Origin of the sequence: Achromobacter spanius (assembly GCF_002966795.1) — a bacterium.
GTDB lineage: Bacteria > Pseudomonadota > Gammaproteobacteria > Burkholderiales > Burkholderiaceae_B > Achromobacter > Achromobacter spanius_D.
Map to the genome: position 1 here is coordinate 3,140,748 of NZ_CP023270.1, position 16,075 is coordinate 3,156,822.

17 protein-coding genes are annotated in these 16,075 nt (G+C 60.5%); 10 read left to right on the plus strand and 7 right to left on the minus strand.

Annotation, left to right across the window (positions count from 1 at the left end):
- Window positions 1–239 precede the first annotated feature (239 nt).
- From arsC to CLM73_RS14040, 4 genes are all read right to left on the minus strand, one after another.
- Window positions 240–671: an arsenate reductase (glutaredoxin) gene (gene arsC / locus CLM73_RS14025; RefSeq protein ID WP_105238945.1), complete on the minus strand. Its 432-nt coding sequence runs from the start codon at window positions 669–671 to the stop codon at window positions 240–242.
- A gap of 57 nt (window positions 672–728) precedes the next feature.
- Complete coding sequence (arsB, locus tag CLM73_RS14030) at window positions 729–1,808, minus strand: ACR3 family arsenite efflux transporter (protein WP_105238946.1); 1,080 nt, start codon at window positions 1,806–1,808, stop codon at window positions 729–731.
- A 112-nt stretch (window positions 1,809–1,920) separates the two neighbouring features.
- Window positions 1,921–2,247, minus strand: a complete 327-nt coding sequence (locus tag CLM73_RS14035) for an ArsR/SmtB family transcription factor (RefSeq protein WP_105238947.1) — start codon at window positions 2,245–2,247, stop codon at window positions 1,921–1,923.
- A 77-nt stretch (window positions 2,248–2,324) separates the two neighbouring features.
- A complete protein-coding gene (locus CLM73_RS14040) occupies window positions 2,325–3,224 on the minus strand; it encodes a LysR substrate-binding domain-containing protein (protein WP_105238948.1) in 900 nt (299 codons plus the stop codon).
- Between the two features lie 280 nt (window positions 3,225–3,504).
- On the opposite strand from CLM73_RS14040, the gene CLM73_RS14050 reads away from it, so the two are divergent.
- A complete protein-coding gene (locus CLM73_RS14050; RefSeq protein ID WP_105238950.1) occupies window positions 3,505–4,290 on the plus strand; it encodes an SDR family oxidoreductase in 786 nt (261 codons plus the stop codon).
- A 42-nt stretch (window positions 4,291–4,332) separates the two neighbouring features.
- The gene (locus CLM73_RS14055; protein ID WP_105241521.1) at window positions 4,333–5,268 is read left to right on the plus strand and encodes a dihydrodipicolinate synthase family protein; all 936 of its coding nucleotides are present in this window, start codon (window positions 4,333–4,335) and stop codon (window positions 5,266–5,268) included.
- On the opposite strand, the gene CLM73_RS14060 is transcribed toward CLM73_RS14055, so the two are convergent.
- Window positions 5,265–6,143: a LysR family transcriptional regulator gene (locus CLM73_RS14060; RefSeq protein ID WP_105238951.1), complete on the minus strand. Its 879-nt coding sequence runs from the start codon at window positions 6,141–6,143 to the stop codon at window positions 5,265–5,267. The two genes, CLM73_RS14055 and CLM73_RS14060, sit on opposite strands and share 4 nt — an antisense overlap.
- Window positions 6,144–6,282: 139 nt before the next feature.
- Here CLM73_RS14060 and CLM73_RS14065 point away from each other — a divergent pair, with 139 nt between their 5' ends.
- Complete coding sequence (locus CLM73_RS14065; RefSeq protein WP_105238952.1) at window positions 6,283–7,479, plus strand: pyridoxal phosphate-dependent aminotransferase; 1,197 nt, start codon at window positions 6,283–6,285, stop codon at window positions 7,477–7,479.
- Window positions 7,480–7,558: 79 nt separating this feature from the next.
- Entirely contained in the window at window positions 7,559–8,263 is a 705-nt protein-coding gene (locus CLM73_RS14070; protein ID WP_105238953.1) for a ribonuclease activity regulator RraA, read from the plus strand.
- Window positions 8,264–8,333: 70 nt separating this feature from the next.
- Here the strand turns inward: CLM73_RS14070 and CLM73_RS14075 are convergent, their stop codons facing one another.
- Window positions 8,334–9,059 (minus strand): type 1 glutamine amidotransferase, encoded by a 726-nt coding sequence (locus CLM73_RS14075; protein ID WP_105238954.1) that lies wholly within the window; start codon window positions 9,057–9,059, stop codon window positions 8,334–8,336.
- A 240-nt stretch (window positions 9,060–9,299) separates the two neighbouring features.
- Between CLM73_RS14075 and CLM73_RS14080 the strand changes: the two genes are divergently transcribed.
- The 6 genes from CLM73_RS14080 to CLM73_RS14110 all read left to right on the plus strand — a co-directional run bounded on the left by CLM73_RS14080 (window position 9,300) and on the right by CLM73_RS14110 (window position 15,780).
- Window positions 9,300–10,523, plus strand: coding sequence for a site-specific integrase (locus tag CLM73_RS14080; RefSeq protein WP_105238955.1), 1,224 nt, complete (start codon window positions 9,300–9,302; stop codon window positions 10,521–10,523).
- 30 nt (window positions 10,524–10,553) lie between these two features.
- Window positions 10,554–12,065, plus strand: a complete 1,512-nt coding sequence (locus tag CLM73_RS14085) for a site-specific integrase (RefSeq protein ID WP_234015873.1) — start codon at window positions 10,554–10,556, stop codon at window positions 12,063–12,065.
- The gene (locus CLM73_RS14090) at window positions 12,062–12,427 is read left to right on the plus strand and encodes a hypothetical protein (RefSeq protein ID WP_105238957.1); all 366 of its coding nucleotides are present in this window, start codon (window positions 12,062–12,064) and stop codon (window positions 12,425–12,427) included. The genes CLM73_RS14085 and CLM73_RS14090 overlap by 4 nt, the downstream gene beginning before the upstream one ends.
- Window positions 12,428–12,526: 99 nt before the next feature.
- A complete protein-coding gene (gene istA / locus CLM73_RS14095) occupies window positions 12,527–14,053 on the plus strand; it encodes an IS21 family transposase (protein ID WP_034019062.1) in 1,527 nt (508 codons plus the stop codon).
- Complete coding sequence (gene istB / locus CLM73_RS14100; protein WP_034019065.1) at window positions 14,043–14,834, plus strand: IS21-like element helper ATPase IstB; 792 nt, start codon at window positions 14,043–14,045, stop codon at window positions 14,832–14,834. Before istA ends, istB begins: the two co-directional genes overlap by 11 nt.
- 475 nt (window positions 14,835–15,309) lie before the next feature.
- Complete coding sequence (locus CLM73_RS14110) at window positions 15,310–15,780, plus strand: hypothetical protein (RefSeq protein WP_105238958.1); 471 nt, start codon at window positions 15,310–15,312, stop codon at window positions 15,778–15,780.
- A 106-nt stretch (window positions 15,781–15,886) separates the two neighbouring features.
- On the opposite strand, the gene CLM73_RS28935 is transcribed toward CLM73_RS14110, so the two are convergent.
- A complete protein-coding gene (locus CLM73_RS28935) occupies window positions 15,887–16,072 on the minus strand; it encodes a hypothetical protein (RefSeq protein ID WP_158685860.1) in 186 nt (61 codons plus the stop codon).
- Window positions 16,073–16,075: the final 3 nt, after the last annotated feature.

Consider the following 16,075-nt stretch of genomic DNA (forward strand, 5'->3'; position numbering starts at 1 on the left):
GGCGCTGCAAGACCTGTGGTCAGGGCAGGAGATCTGCGGGGCCGCCGAATTGCTGCGGCCCGGGCGGCGGCAATCGGCATCGGGGCGGTGGGGCGTCGTCGACCGCGGTAATCGCGCCGACGTTGGTGTCTGACACCTGAATCAGTCTTACGGATCGATCGCTGACCTTAGTGTCTGACACCCTCTGAGACGCCGCCACAAGTTGCTGATCATCTGTCATGGGTGTCGGACACCTGCGACTAAACACCCTCGACTCGATCACCATTCGCGTCGATCACCGGCTCGCCGTCTTCCTTGTTGAAGGCGCCTTGTTGTGCCGAAGGCAGAATGTCCAGGACCGCTTCCGACGGACGGCAAAGGCGGGTGCCCAACGGCGTCACCACGATGGGGCGATTGATGAGGATCGGGTGTTGGAGCATGAAACCGATCAGTTGCTCATCGGTCCATGCTGTATCCGCTAATCCCAGTTCGTCGTATGGCGTGCCCTTTTGCCGAAGCACGTCACGCACCGGCGTGCCCATGGCGGCGATCAGCGACTTCAGCGTTGCGGCGTTGGGAGGCGTCTGCAAGTACTCGACGATGATGGGTTCCTCGCCGCTGTTGCGAATGAGCGCAAGGACATTGCGGGAGGTTCCGCAAGCTGGGTTGTGATAGATCGTGATCGAACTCATGGCATGCCCAGTCGGTGTTGAATGAAAAATCCATGCCGCCGGCAAGGCGACGCAGCGTCAAGTGCGCGCGGCGCCGGCTTCGTACCAGTCCTTGCTTCGATTCACGATCCGCACGACGAGCAGCATGACCGGCACCTCGATCAGTACGCCGACCACGGTGGCCAGCGCTGCGCCGGACTGGAAGCCGAAGAGGCTGATCGCGGCGGCGACGGCGAGTTCGAAGAAATTGGACGCGCCAATCAGCGCGGACGGGCACGCAATGTTGTGCTTTTCGCCGACGCGGCGATTGAGCCAGTAGGCCAGGCCGGAATTGAAGAACACCTGGATGAGAATGGGCACGGCGAGCATTGCAATCACCAGGGGTTGGCCGATGATGGCTTCGCCCTGGAACGCGAATAGCAGCACCAGCGTCAGCAGCAGGGCAGCCATCGAGAACGGACCGATTCGCGCCAATGCGGCGTCGAATGCCGCCTGCCCGCGTCGCAGCAACGCACGGCGCCACACCTGGGCCAGGACGACCGGCACCACGATGTACAGCCCCACCGAAACGAGCAAGGTGTCCCACGGCACGCTGATGGCCGACAGGCCGAGCAGCAGTCCGACGACCGGTGCGAAGGCAAACACCATGATCGTGTCGTTGAGCGCGACCTGGGATAGCGTGAAGACTGGATCGCCGCCCGTCAGCCGGCTCCAGACGAACACCATCGCGGTGCAAGGAGCCGCGGCCAGCAGAATGAGGCCGGCAATGTAGCTGTCGAGCTGGTCGGCGGGCAGCCATGCGGAGAAAACGTGGCGGATGAACAGCCAGCCTAGAAAGGCCATGGAGAACGGTTTGACGGCCCAATTGATGAACAAGGTCACGCCGATGCCGCGCCAGTGCTGCCTGACCTGGCCCAGTGAGCCAAAGTCCACCTTCAGCAGCATCGGGATGATCATCACCCAGATCAAAATGCCGACCGGCAGGTTGACCTGGGCGACTTCCATGCGGCCGATGGCCTGGAAAACGCTGGGGGCTGCCTGGCCCAAGGCGACGCCCAGGACAATGCACAGAACGACCCACAAGGTGAGATAGCGCTCGAAGGCGCTCATGGACGGGCGCTGGGGCGGCGCGAGTGCGGCGGGTGCGGTGGAGGACATGGGCTTTCTACAGGGAAGGCGGGTGCGGGGATTTCAGTCTGCCGGTGCGTGGACGCGGGTTGCAGAAAAGAAGGGCGGCGGGATAGAAGGGCGGCAGGAGAGGTTCGCTGGTTCAGCAGGACTCGCACGCATCGCCATCGGTGACTGCGCAAGGTGCACCTGCGCAGCAGTGTTCGGTCAGATAGCCCAGCAGACCGTTCATGCGCGAAAAGTCAGCGCGGTAGATCAGGTTGCGGCCTTGCTGCTCGATGGAGACCAGTCCGGCATGCGCCAACTCTTTGAGATGGAATGACAACGTATTGCGGGCCACGGCGAGCTGGTCGGCAAGCACGCTGGGAGTCAGGCCTTCAGGGCCGGCAACGACCAGGGCGCGGAACACGCGCAGGCGTTGGGCATGGGCCAAGGCGGCAAGGGCGAGGACGGCGTGATCTTCGTTCATGCGGCGAATAATACAACGATTGTTGAATTATTGAATAGTTGGGAATGCAGATGCCGGATAAGGCGGCGACCTCGGTGTCAGACACCCGCCGCGCTTTCATCCAGCAGCCAATCCCGGAAAGCGGCGACAGCAGGAATGGCCAGTTTGTCCGGCGATGCCAGAAAGAAATACCCCGCGCCGGTACTGAATTCCTCATCAAGTGCCGGCGCCAGCAGGCCTTGCCGTAATTCGTCCTCCACCAGAAAGGTCGGCAACAGCCCAACGCCCAGTCCCGACGCAACGGCCTGGATCAGGTGCGTGGTCAGCTCGAACTGCGCGCCCCAGCGCATGGTGCGCACGGGCAGGCCGTGGGCCTCAAACCAGCGTTGCCATACGGCCGGTCGGGCCGCGACTTGCAGCAGCACGTGCTGGGCGAGGTCGGCGGGTTTGCGAATGGTCTGGCGCCCGACGATTTCGGGGCTGATGACGGGGATGACTTGTTCGTTCATCAGCCGATGCGGGACCAATCCCGGCCAGTCGCCATCGCCCACGGCGATGACGGCGTCGATGCCGGCCAGGTCCAGGTCGAAACGTGTCACGCGGGAATGCAGGTGAACCAGGACGCCGGGATGGCGAGCATAGAAGCGGTGCAGCCTGGGCATCAGCCACTTTGCCGTAAACGTGGGCAAAGCGGCCAGGTGGAAGGCGCCGCGGCCGGTGCGGTGCGAGATGGCCTGGAGTGAGGCGCTGCGGATGCGCTGCAGGGCGGCAGCCAACTCCTTCTGGTAGCCCCGGCCCGCCTCGGTCAGTACGATCCGCCGCTTCTCACGGCGAAACAGCGCCACTTCCAGAAGATCTTCCAGCGCCTGCACCTGCCGGCTGACCGCGCTTTGCGTAAGCGCCAACTCGGCGGCGGCACGCGTAAAACTCAGGTGGCGGGCGCTGGCTTCGAAGGCCAATAGCAGGGACATGGAGGGGGTCAGGCGGCGCGGGTTCATTCAATTCGTGCATGAAATAAATGGCCCTCAATATAGCGGACTTGTCCAGGACCGCAGATTCTGCGCCGTAGAGATCAAGCCCGAGCTGAAGCAGTTCATTCATAAAGCGAATGATCTATCCAACAATTTTCCGTTTTTCCGCAACGGGCTTTGGCAAGAGAATGTCATCTACAGGGCGCACCTTGCGATCCATCAGGCGCTGGGTGGCGCGACGCGCTCAAGATAGGGCGGCCAGACTTCGGTTCTGGCCGATCACGCCTTTTTTCGTACGGAGGTAAAGATGGATTTGGGTATCAAAGACAAGACGGCGCTGGTGTTGGGCGGCGGCGGTGGCCTGGGCAGCGCGATTGCTCAGTCGCTGGCGCGCGAGGGCGCCAAGGTCGTCGTGGCCGATTTGAACCTGGACGCCGCGACGGCCACTGCCGACGGCATCAAGGCCCAGGGCCAGTCCGCCGTCGCGCTGCAATGGGATCTGCGCGCGTTGGATGCCTTTGACAGCCAGGTGGCGTGGATCGAAGCCAATGTCGGTTCCATCGATATCCTGGTCAACAACACCGGCGGTCCGCCGCCCACGCCGTCGTTTGGGCAGCAGGCGGATCTTTGGCGCGAACATTTCGAGGGCATGGTGCTGTCGGTCATCAAGCTGACCGATCGCATCCTGCCCGGCATGCAGGAACGGCAGTGGGGCCGCATCATCACCAGCACCTCGTCGGGCGTGATTGCGCCGATTCCGAATCTGGGTATCTCCAACGCGCTGCGCATGTCGCTGGTGGGATGGTCGAAGACCCTGGCACGCGAAGTCGGCAAGGACGGCATTACGTCGAACATCGTGCTGCCGGGCCGCATCGCGACGGCGCGCATCTCGTTTCTGGACGAAGCGCGGGCCAAGCGGGAAGGGCGCAGCGTCGAGGACGTCAGCCGCGAAAGCACCAGTGCCATCCCGGTGGGCCGCTATGGCGATCCGCAGGAATACGGCGACGCGGTTGCGTTCCTGGCCAGCGCACGGGCCAGCTACATCACCGGATCGACGATCCGCGTGGACGGCGGCCTCATCGCCAGCATCTAAGGCCTCGCGCCTGCCTCAATCAAATCATTGGAAAAACTGATCATGAAACTGACTGCCGACGCGAAAGGCGTGTTTCCCATCGCCCCGACGCCGTTCTTTGACGATGGCTCCGTCGACCACGCCTCGATCGACCGCATGATGGAGTTCTACCTGGCGTGCGGTTCGACGGGGCTGACCGTACTGGGCCAACTGGGCGAAGCGCCCAAACTGGACTTCACGGAATCCCTGGAAATCGCCTCGCAGGTGATCGGCAAATCGCAAGGCATTCCCATCGTGGTGGGCGTCTCGGCGCCCGGATTCGCCTCCATGCGTTCGCTGACGCGCGAGGTAATGGATCGCGGCGCGGCCGGCGTGATGATTGCGCCGCCCAACACCTTGCGCACCGACGATCAGATCGTCAACTACTACCACCAGGCGGTGGAGGCCATTGGCGACGACGTCCCGTTTGTGCTGCAGGACTATCCGCTGACGTTCTCCGTGCAGATGGCGCCCACGGTCATCCGGCGGATCGTGACCGATCTGGCTTCGTGCGTCATGCTCAAGCACGAAGACTGGCCCGGCCTGGAAAAGATCTCGGCGCTGCGCAAGTTTGAAGCCGACGGCGCCATGCGGCACATCTCGATTCTGTGCGGCAACAACGGCCTGTTCCTGGACTACGAAATGGCGCGCGGCGCCGACGGCGCCAATACCGGATACTGCTTTCCGGACATGCTGTGCGACTTCGTCAAATGGGTAGGCGAGGGCAAGACCGAAGAGGCCCATGACCTGTTCGACGCGCACCTGCCGCTGCTGCGCTACGAGCAGCAACCGGGTGTCGGGCTGGCCGTGCGCAAGTACGTGATGATGCGCCGGGGCATCCTGACCAGCGCGGCGCAACGCCGGCCGGGCAGTGCGCTGACCAATCAGGCGCGGACCGAGGTCGACCATCTGCTGTCGCGCCTGGCCAAGCGCGATGCGCGGGCGCGGGAGCTGGTCTAGGGCGTCGGTCGCAGCCGATCAGCCGCTTCCGCGATCCGTTGGGCGAGGAGGGCGGCGATCGGCTGGCGGCTGTCGGACGGGCGCTCGACCAAGCCGATTTCCCGGAAGAACGTGGCGTCGCCCAGGTCTTTGGCGACGACGCCTCTGGGCAGCGTCAGCGCCCTGCTGAGCGGCAGCAGCGCAACGCCCACGCCCCGCCGCACCAGTTGGGCGATGGCTTGCAGCTCGTCCAGTTCAATGGCCTCTTTGACCGACACCCGCGAGCGCCGCAAGAACTGGTCGACCAGCCGGCCGCCGAACGAGCCGCGGTCATAGCGGATAAAGGCCTCGTTCTCCAGCAGATCCAGCCAGTCGCGATGCGCCAGCTTTTGCGGCGCCAACAGCACGAAGGGCTCATTGAACAGCACGCGCCAGCGCAGATCGGCCGGCAGCGCAAAGGGCGGCTTGATCATGACCGCGATGTCGACCTCGCCGGAATCCACCTGGCCCAGCAGGTTGAGCGACAGACCGGGCACCAGTCTGATGCGATACCCTGGATTGACACGCCAGAACTCGGTCAGCGCATCCGTCAGGAACGTGACTTGAGCGGACGCAATCGACCCCACGCGGATCAGGCCCGTCTTGGGCGTACTGACATGCCGTCCAAACTTGCCGTAGACGGCCATCATTTCCTCGGCAATCGCCAGCGCTTCGCGTCCGTTGCTGTTGAGGTTGGCGGATCGTCCCGTCCGATCGAACAGCGGGTAGCCCAGCTCTTCTTCCAATCGCTGGATCTGCGCGCTGACCGCGGATTGCGTCAGGCCGATGTGCGCGGCCGCATTTGCAAAGGTGCCGTAGCGCACCACCGCCATGAAAGTCTGGAGTTCGCGCAGCATGTTTTTGATCGAAATTATTGATGGTCAGTTGGAAAATATATCGCTTTTATTGGACATAGCGCGGGCCTAGACTAGGCGCATTCAAGGTTCTTGTACAGCGTTGAGCGAATCGCAAGAGCTTCCAACCCGCGAGACGACGATGCTGTCCAACCTCCTTCGCGCAGTAAAGCCTTCCCCCACACTGGTCATCACCAAGCTCGCCGCTGACATGCGCCGGCGCGGCATTGACGTGATCGGACTGTCGCAAGGCGAACCTGATTTCCCGACGCCCGAGCACATCTGCGCCGCCGCGAAGCAGGCCATCGACGCCGGCGCCACGCGCTATACGGATGTCGACGGGACCCGCGATCTAAAGGAAGCCATCGTCCGCAAGTTCTGGCGCGACAACAGCATTTCGTACGATCCGGCGCAGATCAGCGTGGGCACGGGCGGCAAACAAGTCATCTTCAACGCGCTGCTCGCCACCCTCAATCCGGGAGACGAGGTCATCATTCCCGCGCCGTACTGGGTGTCCTATCCGGACATGGTGCGGCTGGCCGGTGGCGTGCCCGTCGAGGTCGACTGCCCGGCCTCGCAGGACTTCAAGATCACGCCCGAGCAGTTGCGCCACGCGATCACGCCCAGGACCAAATGGGTCATCCTGAATTCGCCCAGCAATCCCACAGGCGCCGGCTATACGCGCGACGATCTGGCCGCGTTGTCCCTTGAGCTGGCCCGTCATCCGCATGTGTGGATCATGACGGACGACATGTACGAGCACATTCGCTATGACGGGTGGCAGTTTTCGACGATCGCCTCCGTCGACCCGGCCCTGCACGATCGGATCTTGACGGTCAATGGTGTGTCGAAGGCCTATGCGATGACGGGATGGCGCATCGGCTATGCCGGCGGCCCCACCGCGCTGATCCAGGCGATGGCCACGATTCAGTCGCAAAGCACCAGCAACCCATGCTCGGTCGCCCAAGCGGCCGCGACGGCGGCGCTGGATGGCCCGATGGATTTCCTGCTGCCACGCAACCAGGCCTTCAAACAGCGGCGCGACAACTGCCTTCAAGCGCTCAATGCGATCGACGGCGTGCATTGCCGCACACCCGAAGGCGCGTTCTACTTGTTCCCGTCGTGCAAAGGGCTGATTGGCCGTACAACCGCACAGGGCAAGGTGCTGAAATCCGACGTGGACGTCAGCCAATTCTTTCTTGAAGACGCGCACGTGGCCGTGGTGCCGGGCAGCGCATTTGGCGCTGAAGGCTACTTCCGCATCTCATTTGCGACGTCGGACGAGCGGCTGGCGCAAGCGTGCAAGCGTCTTCGCGACGTCTGCGACACCCTTAACTGACAACGACGCCGCTCCGTGAGGGCGGCAGCCTGATTCCGGCGCGTTGCGCGCCAGTTTTGATTTCACCAGGGAGCAACACATGACGGTTTCCGACGAGGTTCAATTCAAGGCGCTGTCCGGCGTCACCACGGCAACACTGACCACCATTTTGTTGAAGAAGGGGCTGCGCAACGTCTGGATTCGCGGCGCCTTCCCCTTGGCGCAAGGCCTGGAACGCATCGTCGGCCGCGCGTTCACCGTGCGCTTCGTGCCTGCCCGCGAAGACCTGGCGACGCCGGAATCCTGGTCCTCGCCCAAGTCCAGCCGGGGCGCCATCGAGCAGATGCCCTCGGGCTGCATCGCGGTGGTCGACGCCATGGGCGTGAAAGACGCCGGCATCTGGGGCGACATTCTGTGTGCTCGCATGGCGAAGCGGGGCGTTGCGGGTCTAGTGACCGACGGCGTCGTGCGCGACCTGGCCGGCGTGCTGGGAACCAAGCTGCCCGTCTGGGCGAGCGGCGCGGCGGCGCCTCCGTCGGTGGCCGGCCTGACGTTCGTGGATTGGCAGCAGCCCGTCGCCTGCGGCGGCGTGGCCGTCTTTCCGGATGACGTGATCGTCGCGGATCAGGATGGCGCCGTCGTCATCCCGGCCGCGCTGCTGGCCGTCGTGGTCGACGCCGCCGTCGAGCAGGAACGCTTTGAAGGCTGGATCATGGACGAGGTCAACAATGGCGCCGTGCTGCCGGGCCTGTACCCGCCGAACGAAGCCAACAAGGCGAAGTACGAGGCGTCCAAGAAGCGCTGACGCTTGCCGGACATGGAAAAGGCGATGCCGGGGAACCGGGCATCGCCTTTTTTTGCGCTTTTGCGCGGGATCAGACCTGCGCGGGCTTGCCGATGGTGGCAACGAAGGCGCGCGCAATGTTCAGGCCCGCCGCGTCGGCGTCGGCAGCAAAGCGGGCCCGGTCCTCGGCCGCCTGCGTTTCCAGCCATCCCGGCGCAATGCGATTGACCCGCTCAGGATTACCGCGCGTCCAGTCGTGTACGACGTCGCCACTGGCTTCAAAGTGGAACTGCATGCCGTAAGTGGCTCGCCCCACGCGGAAACACTGATTCTGGACGGTTTGGGATTGAGCCAGAAGCAGGGCGGTCTTGGGCAGGGTGTAGGTGTCCACGTGCCACTGGAAACTGATGAAGCCGTCCTGCAACTCGGCAAAGAGCGGATCCGCGCGTCCATCGTCCGTCACGGTCAGCGGCGTCCAGGAGAATTCCCGCGCGACGCCCAACAGGTTGTCGGCGCCATAGGCGCGGGCCAGCACCTGCGCGCCAAGGCAAATGCCCAGCACCGACTTGCCGGCATCGCCGAATGCGCGCATCAGCGCGACCAGCTTGGGCAGGTAGGGATAAAGATGATCGTCCCGCGCGCTGGGCCAGCCGCCGGGAACGATCAGGGCGTCGAAGTCATCGAGCGCAATGTCGCCGAGGCCGTCGCGGTAGACGCGGAACCAGGTGATGTCGGCATGGGCTTCGTTCAGCGCGCTCAGCAGAAGGCCAAGCTGCGTGTTCTCCATGGTTTCGATGATTGCGACGCGCGGGGTCATGAGGGGTGCTGGATTGGGATGGGTTGGGATGGATTGGGGACGCTTGGCGCGCATCTTATCTGATGGCGGCCGGAGAACGGAACGGAAACGGCTATTTCGTACTTTACATAATACACATTATGCGTAGGACTGGTATGTTAGCGGCTGTTGCGCGCCATGTGAACTACAGCACATTACGACCTCAAAAACTATCTCTTAAATGGTAGCTTGTAGCGTTGCGCATTCAGACGGAATGCACCCATGCTCAAGCTGCTATCTGATAGTGGGCTGCCCCGCAATCTGCTGGGGCCGCTTCTCGTCGATCACATCGGCTTACCCCGGTACTGGGCTGCGGTGTGGTCAGCAATGTCTGCGGCTCAATTGGCCGAGTCAACGCACATCAAGAAGCTGCGGTGCATAGAGGCCTTGTACCGTCACGCCGACAACCTTTACGGTGAATCCTCGTTAGATGCAGCGTTGGGAACCTTCGATGAAGAGGCGTTAGCCAACATCTTGGAATCGTGGTTCGTGGTCATCCGCAACCAATCGGATGGTATGGCTGGCGATGAAAAGCGCTGGCGAACAGGTTTGACTTTCGTCACAACCGTTCTTACCTGGCTGTCTCAGAGTCACTCCGCTGACGACCGAAATCGGCCTATCACACTGAGGCTGCACCGTCTTTCAACACTTTACAGCCAGCTTCATGTGCGCAGGGTAACAGCGACCTCGTCTATGCGATCGTTGCCATCTGGCACAGTCGAGACGCTATACGAAATGCTGGATCCTGAATCAGCGAGCAATCCCTTCTTTCGCACACAAACTAGATGGCGAGTTTTTATCGCGTTCGTCCTTATGCTGCATCAAGGGCTACGTCGCGGCGAGGTTTTGCTATTGCCGGTGGATGCCGTAAAGAACGCTCACGACACGACGAAAAACAGGACTCGCCACTGGCTCAACATTCAAGAGAATGAGTATGTGAACGTCGGCGACGACCCTCGATATTCAAGACCTGGCATCAAGACCTCGTATTCAATTCGCCAAATACCGGTTAGCGGACTGACAGCAGGTTTGGTGCAGACGTACGCAGAAAACTATCGAGGTCGCCCGCGGCACTCATTTCTGCTCAATTCTCAAGCCGGCTTGCCTTTGTCGACAGAGGCTTTAACAAAAATATTCGCACTGATTTCACGCTCGTTACCTAGAACCGTCGTGAGGGAGCTAAGAGAGCGTACTGGCAAGGAATCTGTGACGCCGCACGATCTGCGTCACACCTGTGCAGTCATGCGACTGCACCAGTTGCTCAAACAAGGGGACGCAATGGACGAAGCGCTTCAGAAATTGAGGGCATTTTTTGGCTGGTCCAGAACATCCTCGATGCCCTCAAGATATGCGCGGGCGGTATTCGAGGACCGTTTAGCCGATGTGTGGAGTGACGCATTCGATGAACGTGTCAGTTTGCTGCGATCCCTTCCTAAGGGGCTCTAGATGATAACTAGAACACGATCGCGACGGGCCGTGCAGCAAGTTCAAGAGGACGTTATTGAGAAGCTCTGTTTCACGTTATCCGACCTACCCTCGATCATCCGCTATCGGGACGACTTTGACGATACGCTCCGAGCAATTCGAGCTCCTGTTGAGCTTCCCGCATTCGAACTATCGATCAATGGTCGTCGTGTCAACGTTGACTTCTCTGGGTGGGGCGAGCATTGCGCATTTATTTTCAAGCACGTGTTCGTCTTTGTTCTTGGAGAGGATCTAAGCGTATCCACGGCTGCATCATATATTTTTTCTGCCCACCACTTGACAGAAGCAGACGTAATGGCCCTTTTGCGAGCGGGCCCTACGGGCGTCGGCCCTGTCTGGGTAGACCTGCGCGCTCGGTGCCTGCCTGCCGGAGCGTACATCTGTGCGAAATACTTGCTCCACCTACTTTGCGTGCATCGCCTATTTGGGTGGTCGATCGAGCACCGCATGTACATCCGTACTGCCCTCCCCTTACCCGCTCGCGATCCTTACGCTGGCATTCGTTCTGGTGACGTGTTTCTCAGCGCTGGCGAGGAAGCAGCGATTCTGCGACATCTCGACGAAATAGCTTCAGTCTTGGCCACACCCTCGGCGCAGTCTCTATCATTCGACGATATTTGCGATGCCGGGATGCTGACCTGTGCCTACCAATTTGGCATGCGGCCGATACAAATTTCGATGCTTGCCGAGAGAAATGTACGGATTTGGCAAGATGTCCCGGAAGGCCCTCCCACGGTTCACCTGACCTTTCACATGGCAAAACAACGTAGCGATTCCAAAAGGATCCCGCTAACCCGTCGCCTCAAGCGCGAATGGTCGCCAATCTTTGTTGCCGTCAAAGCCCGTCGGGGGCTCCGAAACGATGCCCCCGTTGCTCGCTACTTCCCTGTTCAATCAAGTTATGAAGCCGGCTCGCGAATTGCGTCGCTTGTAAGGAAACTGATTAAATCGCAAGATCTTGGCTCAGCGACGGACCTACGGCACACGGCAGCCCAACGACTTGTTGACGCCGGCGCAAGTCACGAAGAACTGGCCGAGTTTCTAGGCCATTCGGATGCGCGGACGGGACTTGTATATTTTGCTACGTCAGCATCTCACGCTGAACGAGTGAACAGAGCTCTGGGCGCATCAGATATTTACCGGCGTGTGGCAAAAATTGCGCATGATCGGTTCATATCCCATGAAGAACTTACCCAACTCAAAGGCGATCAGCAGATTGCCGGCGTACCTCACGGCATTCTGATCGCAGGGATTGGCGGCTGCACGTCAGGCCAGCCCGCGTGCCCCTATAACCCGGTAATGTCGTGCTATGGCTGTGGGAAGTTCCTACCCTTGCATGACAAAACGATGCATGAGCATGTGCTGCTTTCGATGCGCGAGGTAGTCCTGTTCTTTGAACAGAGTTCCCGAGGTGACACACAGTCGCCCACCTATTTGCAGCTTCAGCGCACGATTGCGGGAATACAGGCGGTCCTCGCTGAGTTGGAGGACGAGAATCGATGAGCCTTCACTACTTGGCCTTCGTCGAGTTAGGCAAGGCCCTTGCTCACAAAAAGGAACTGCTGTGGGATATCCCCCTCGATAGCCTTGGTGCCGCTCGAGATCGCGTTGGGTGGAACCTTACGGCCCTCGTCGGAGATTCCCCGCCACCCACTCACTACCTGCGCAATCTCGGCACAGAGGTAGAAGCCCTGAAAACTGTTAACGCAGAGCGTATCGCTCAAGGCTTGCCCCCGCGTTCCAACGGGCCGCTCTCCGCCGCCTGGCAAAACCTGATCAAGGCGGCGGTCGCGGAGCAGTTGTTGTTCAGGCGGAATACCACTGGGCACGTGGTTCAGAACATCATGCGCCCGTTGCGGTGTTGATTTGCAGGCAGAGTTGACCCACTTTTACGTTTGATTTGCATCTAATTCTGACCCACCTCGTGAACACTATCCTGCTCGGTACCCGTGCAGGAGACAGGAGTGATCGACGTGGCTCTTCTCAGCATTATTCGCCGTTGGCACTTGCGTGATCATGTCTCTTTACGAGAGATTGCCAAGCGACTTGGCATATCGCGCAACACGGTGCGACGCTATCTGCGCTCGGGCACCATTGAACCAACCTACAGCCGTGCGGCTGGGCCTACCGTTCTAGACGGCTATGCGGAGAAGCTCTCGGCATGGCTCAAGGCCGAGGCCAACCGCACACGCAAGCAGCGACGCTCGCTATTGCAGCTGCACCAGGATCTCTGCGCTCTAGGCTACACGGGCTCTTACGACCGTGTTGCCGCTTTCGCGCGACGATGGCGACAGGAACAACAGGAACGATCTCAGACTTCAGGACGGGGCACGTTCGTGCCATTGACGTTCGCACCAGGCGACGCCTTTCAGTTTGACTGGAGCGAGGACAGTGCGGTGATCAACGGCGAGCGCACCAAGCTCCAGATCGCGCAGTTCAAGCTTTGCCACAGTCGCGCCTTCTTCCTGCGCGCCTACTGGCTCCAGACGCATGAGATGCTGTTCGATGCGCACCATCACGCTTTTGTGGCGTGGGGAGGCATCCCGCGTCGAGGTATCTACGACAACATGAAGACCGCTGTGGATAGGGTCGGCCGCGGCAAGTCACGCGAGGTCAACGCCAGATTCTCCAGCATGGTCAGCCACTATTTGTTTGATGCGCAGTTCTGCAACCCCGCGTCAGGCTGGGAGAAGGGACAGATCGAGAAGAACGTGCAGGATAGCCGGAGGCGGATCTGGCAACGCCTGCCCCACTTTTCGAGCTTGGAAGCGCTTAACGACTGGTTGGCCGACGAGTGCGTCAGGCTGTGGCAACAGATACGCCATCCGGCATGTGACCAGAGCATCTGGCAGATATGGTCCGAGGAACGCCCATTTCTGATGCCTGTCGGCCAGCCGTTCGACGGCTTTGTGGAACACACCAAGCGCGTTTCCCCCACATGCTTGATCGCCTTCGAGCGTGACCGCTATAGCGTCCCCGCGTCCTACGCCAACCTGCCCGTGAGTTTGCGGGTCTATGCGGATCGCCTCGTTGTCGTCGCCGAAGGTCACGTCATCGCGCAGCATCCTCGCCACATCAACCGGCGCCATGACCGTGGTGCCACTTTCTACGACTGGCGGCATTATCTCGCCGTGCTGCAACGCAAGCCTGGCGCGCTGCGCAATGGGGCGCCGTTCACCGCGTTGCCGGAAGCATTTCGCCAACTTCAGGCACTGCTGCTGCCTCACGCTGGCGGGGATAGAGAGATGGTGGAGATCCTGTCGTTGGTCTTGTTGCATGACGAGCAACTGGTCCTCGCCGCAGTGACCTTAGCGCTGGAGGCCGGTACGCCATCGAAGCAAACCATTCTCAACATCTTGAGCCGACTGCTCGACGGCACACCGCTACCGCCGCTGACGGCGCCCCAAGCGCTCTCGCTCACAGTCGAACCCGAGGCGAACGTCGGCCGCTACGACACCCTCCGCACTCAGGAGCCACGTCATGCAGCATGAACTCATGATCGAGCGCTTGAAGGCGCTCAAGCTGCACGGTATGGCTCAAGCGCTCACCGACCTCGTGCAGCAAGACTCTCCGGCATACCAGAGCTGCTCTCCCATCTTGAGCCAGCTTCTACGGGCCGAGCTTACCGAGCGGGAGGTGCGATCTATTGCCTATCAGATGAAGGTGGCCAAGTTCCCAGCATATCGAGACTTACAAGGCTTTGACTTCGGATGCAGCGAGGTCAACGAAGCCCTCGTCCGGCAACTGCACCGCGGCGAGTTCATCGAACCCGCTCACAATGTCGTACTAGTTGGCGGCCCTGGCACCGGCAAGACGCATCTGGCGACGGCCTTCGCGGTTCACGCCATCGAACACCTGCGTCGCCGAGTTCGCTTCTTCTCCACGATCGAGTTGGTGAACACGTTGGAGCTCGAGAAGCAGGCCGGCAAAGCTGGACACCTCGCCCACCGGCTCATGCACTCGCACGTCGTGATCCTCGACGAACTCGGGTATCTGCCATTCAGCCAAGCCGGCGGCGCGCTGCTGTTCCACCTCATCAGCAAGCTCTACGAGCACACAAGCCTCATCATCACCACCAATCTCAGCTTCGCTGAATGGGCGAACATATTTGGGGACGCAAAAATGACGACTGCTTTGCTCGATCGACTCACCCACCATTGCCACATCGTCGAGACCGGCAACGATAGCTACCGATTCAAAAACAGCAGCACACAGCCCAAAAAGGAGCGTAAAACAGCCAAATCTGTAGCAACCCCGACCCAATCAAATTAGGGCTGGGTCAGTTTTCGATGCAAACGCTGGGTCAGTTTTCAGTGCAAACCAACAGCTAGCGGCCCGATCGTCGCTGCCTTCCTCCGGATCCAGGCAGCCGAGGGCGACGCGGCTGCATATGAATACTTGCGCGCAGAAGCGGACGGATTCCACGCGACCCCATATGGTCATTGCCTGAACTCATTCACCGTAGACCCCTGCCCTAAGCATCTCGAGTGCTTCGATAGCTGCCGCCATCTCTCGGCAACAAATCTTCCGGAGCATCAGCAGAACCTCGTTCGGCTTGAAGGTAAGCTCAAGCTGGCACTGGATACGATCCGAGCCCGTCCGTCGACGAGCATCGGTTGGAAGAACCAGCTTGAGCATGCAGAGAAGCGCTTGGCGGGAGTACAGAAGCTACTCGCGACAAAGCCGGGCGAGCACCCCTTCCCCGAAGGCGTCGACCTCTCGCTGCCACCTCTACGTGGAGTGCTCGATGACTAATCGCGATGGAAAGGCATCGACCGCCGAGGAGCAGATGCGTGAGATCCTTGATGCGTTACTGGCAGATGATAGAGATATCAGTGCGCGGGCCGTTGCGCGGCTACATCCATCCATCAAAGCTGCCTCGTCGTTTACTCGCAACACATCTCGCAGTCAAATGCTTGCTGAATACCAACAGCGTCAGTCGGAGTACCGACGCTGGCGGGGCCGTGTCGCGAAGCGCTCCGGCGCAGACACTGCCGCGTCGCTTGCCGACAAGGACATCCGGATTGCCGAACTTCAGGCTACAGTGCAGTTGCTCACGGCGTCCCACCTGGCCATGCTACGTGTAGTTGGAGAACTCGGCGGCTTCAGCAAGTGGGCGAAATTTTACGAACATTATCGCGACGCACGCGACAAACTGGGCGACCTAGGTGCCCTGCCCTCAGTATCTGCACTAGACGTATCAAGAAGGGGAAAATGAGTTTCGTGAGCAATGCACTGAAGTGCCAACCTAAAGCAGCTCGTCTGATTTTTGTCGGCGATATACGAGACAAGCCGAATCCCATCAGCAGGCTGCCACGTTCTATCTATTGACCCTTGCTATTGAGATCTACGTTATTCGCGTGTTGCCGCTCCTGAAACGCCTCGGGGTAGCGTTCGCGCATAGCATCGAGCTTGCGTTGCGTGAGTTTCTCCAGCGCGTCAGCGGGAATGCCAAACACCGGCTCGGATAACTTCTTCACTCTAGTGATCACAACATAGTCGGATTTCATTAA

Coding starts and splice junctions, on each gene's coding strand:
- arsC (WP_105238945.1), bottom strand. CDS start 671: ATGAGTTCGATCACGATCTATCACAACCCAGCTTGCGGAACCTCCCGC.
- arsB (WP_105238946.1), bottom strand. CDS start 1,808: ATGTCCTCCACCGCACCCGCCGCACTCGCGCCGCCCCAGCGCCCGTCC.
- CLM73_RS14035 (WP_105238947.1), bottom strand. CDS start 2,247: ATGAACGAAGATCACGCCGTCCTCGCCCTTGCCGCCTTGGCCCATGCC.
- CLM73_RS14040 (WP_105238948.1), bottom strand. CDS start 3,224: ATGAACCCGCGCCGCCTGACCCCCTCCATGTCCCTGCTATTGGCCTTC.
- CLM73_RS14050 (WP_105238950.1), top strand. CDS start 3,505: ATGGATTTGGGTATCAAAGACAAGACGGCGCTGGTGTTGGGCGGCGGC.
- CLM73_RS14055 (WP_105241521.1), top strand. CDS start 4,333: ATGAAACTGACTGCCGACGCGAAAGGCGTGTTTCCCATCGCCCCGACG.
- CLM73_RS14060 (WP_105238951.1), bottom strand. CDS start 6,143: ATGCTGCGCGAACTCCAGACTTTCATGGCGGTGGTGCGCTACGGCACC.
- CLM73_RS14065 (WP_105238952.1), top strand. CDS start 6,283: ATGCTGTCCAACCTCCTTCGCGCAGTAAAGCCTTCCCCCACACTGGTC.
- CLM73_RS14070 (WP_105238953.1), top strand. CDS start 7,559: ATGACGGTTTCCGACGAGGTTCAATTCAAGGCGCTGTCCGGCGTCACC.
- CLM73_RS14075 (WP_105238954.1), bottom strand. CDS start 9,059: ATGACCCCGCGCGTCGCAATCATCGAAACCATGGAGAACACGCAGCTT.
- CLM73_RS14080 (WP_105238955.1), top strand. CDS start 9,300: ATGCTCAAGCTGCTATCTGATAGTGGGCTGCCCCGCAATCTGCTGGGG.
- CLM73_RS14090 (WP_105238957.1), top strand. CDS start 12,062: ATGAGCCTTCACTACTTGGCCTTCGTCGAGTTAGGCAAGGCCCTTGCT.
- istB (WP_034019065.1), top strand. CDS start 14,043: ATGCAGCATGAACTCATGATCGAGCGCTTGAAGGCGCTCAAGCTGCAC.
- CLM73_RS14110 (WP_105238958.1), top strand. CDS start 15,310: ATGACTAATCGCGATGGAAAGGCATCGACCGCCGAGGAGCAGATGCGT.
- CLM73_RS28935 (WP_158685860.1), bottom strand. CDS start 16,072: ATGAAATCCGACTATGTTGTGATCACTAGAGTGAAGAAGTTATCCGAG.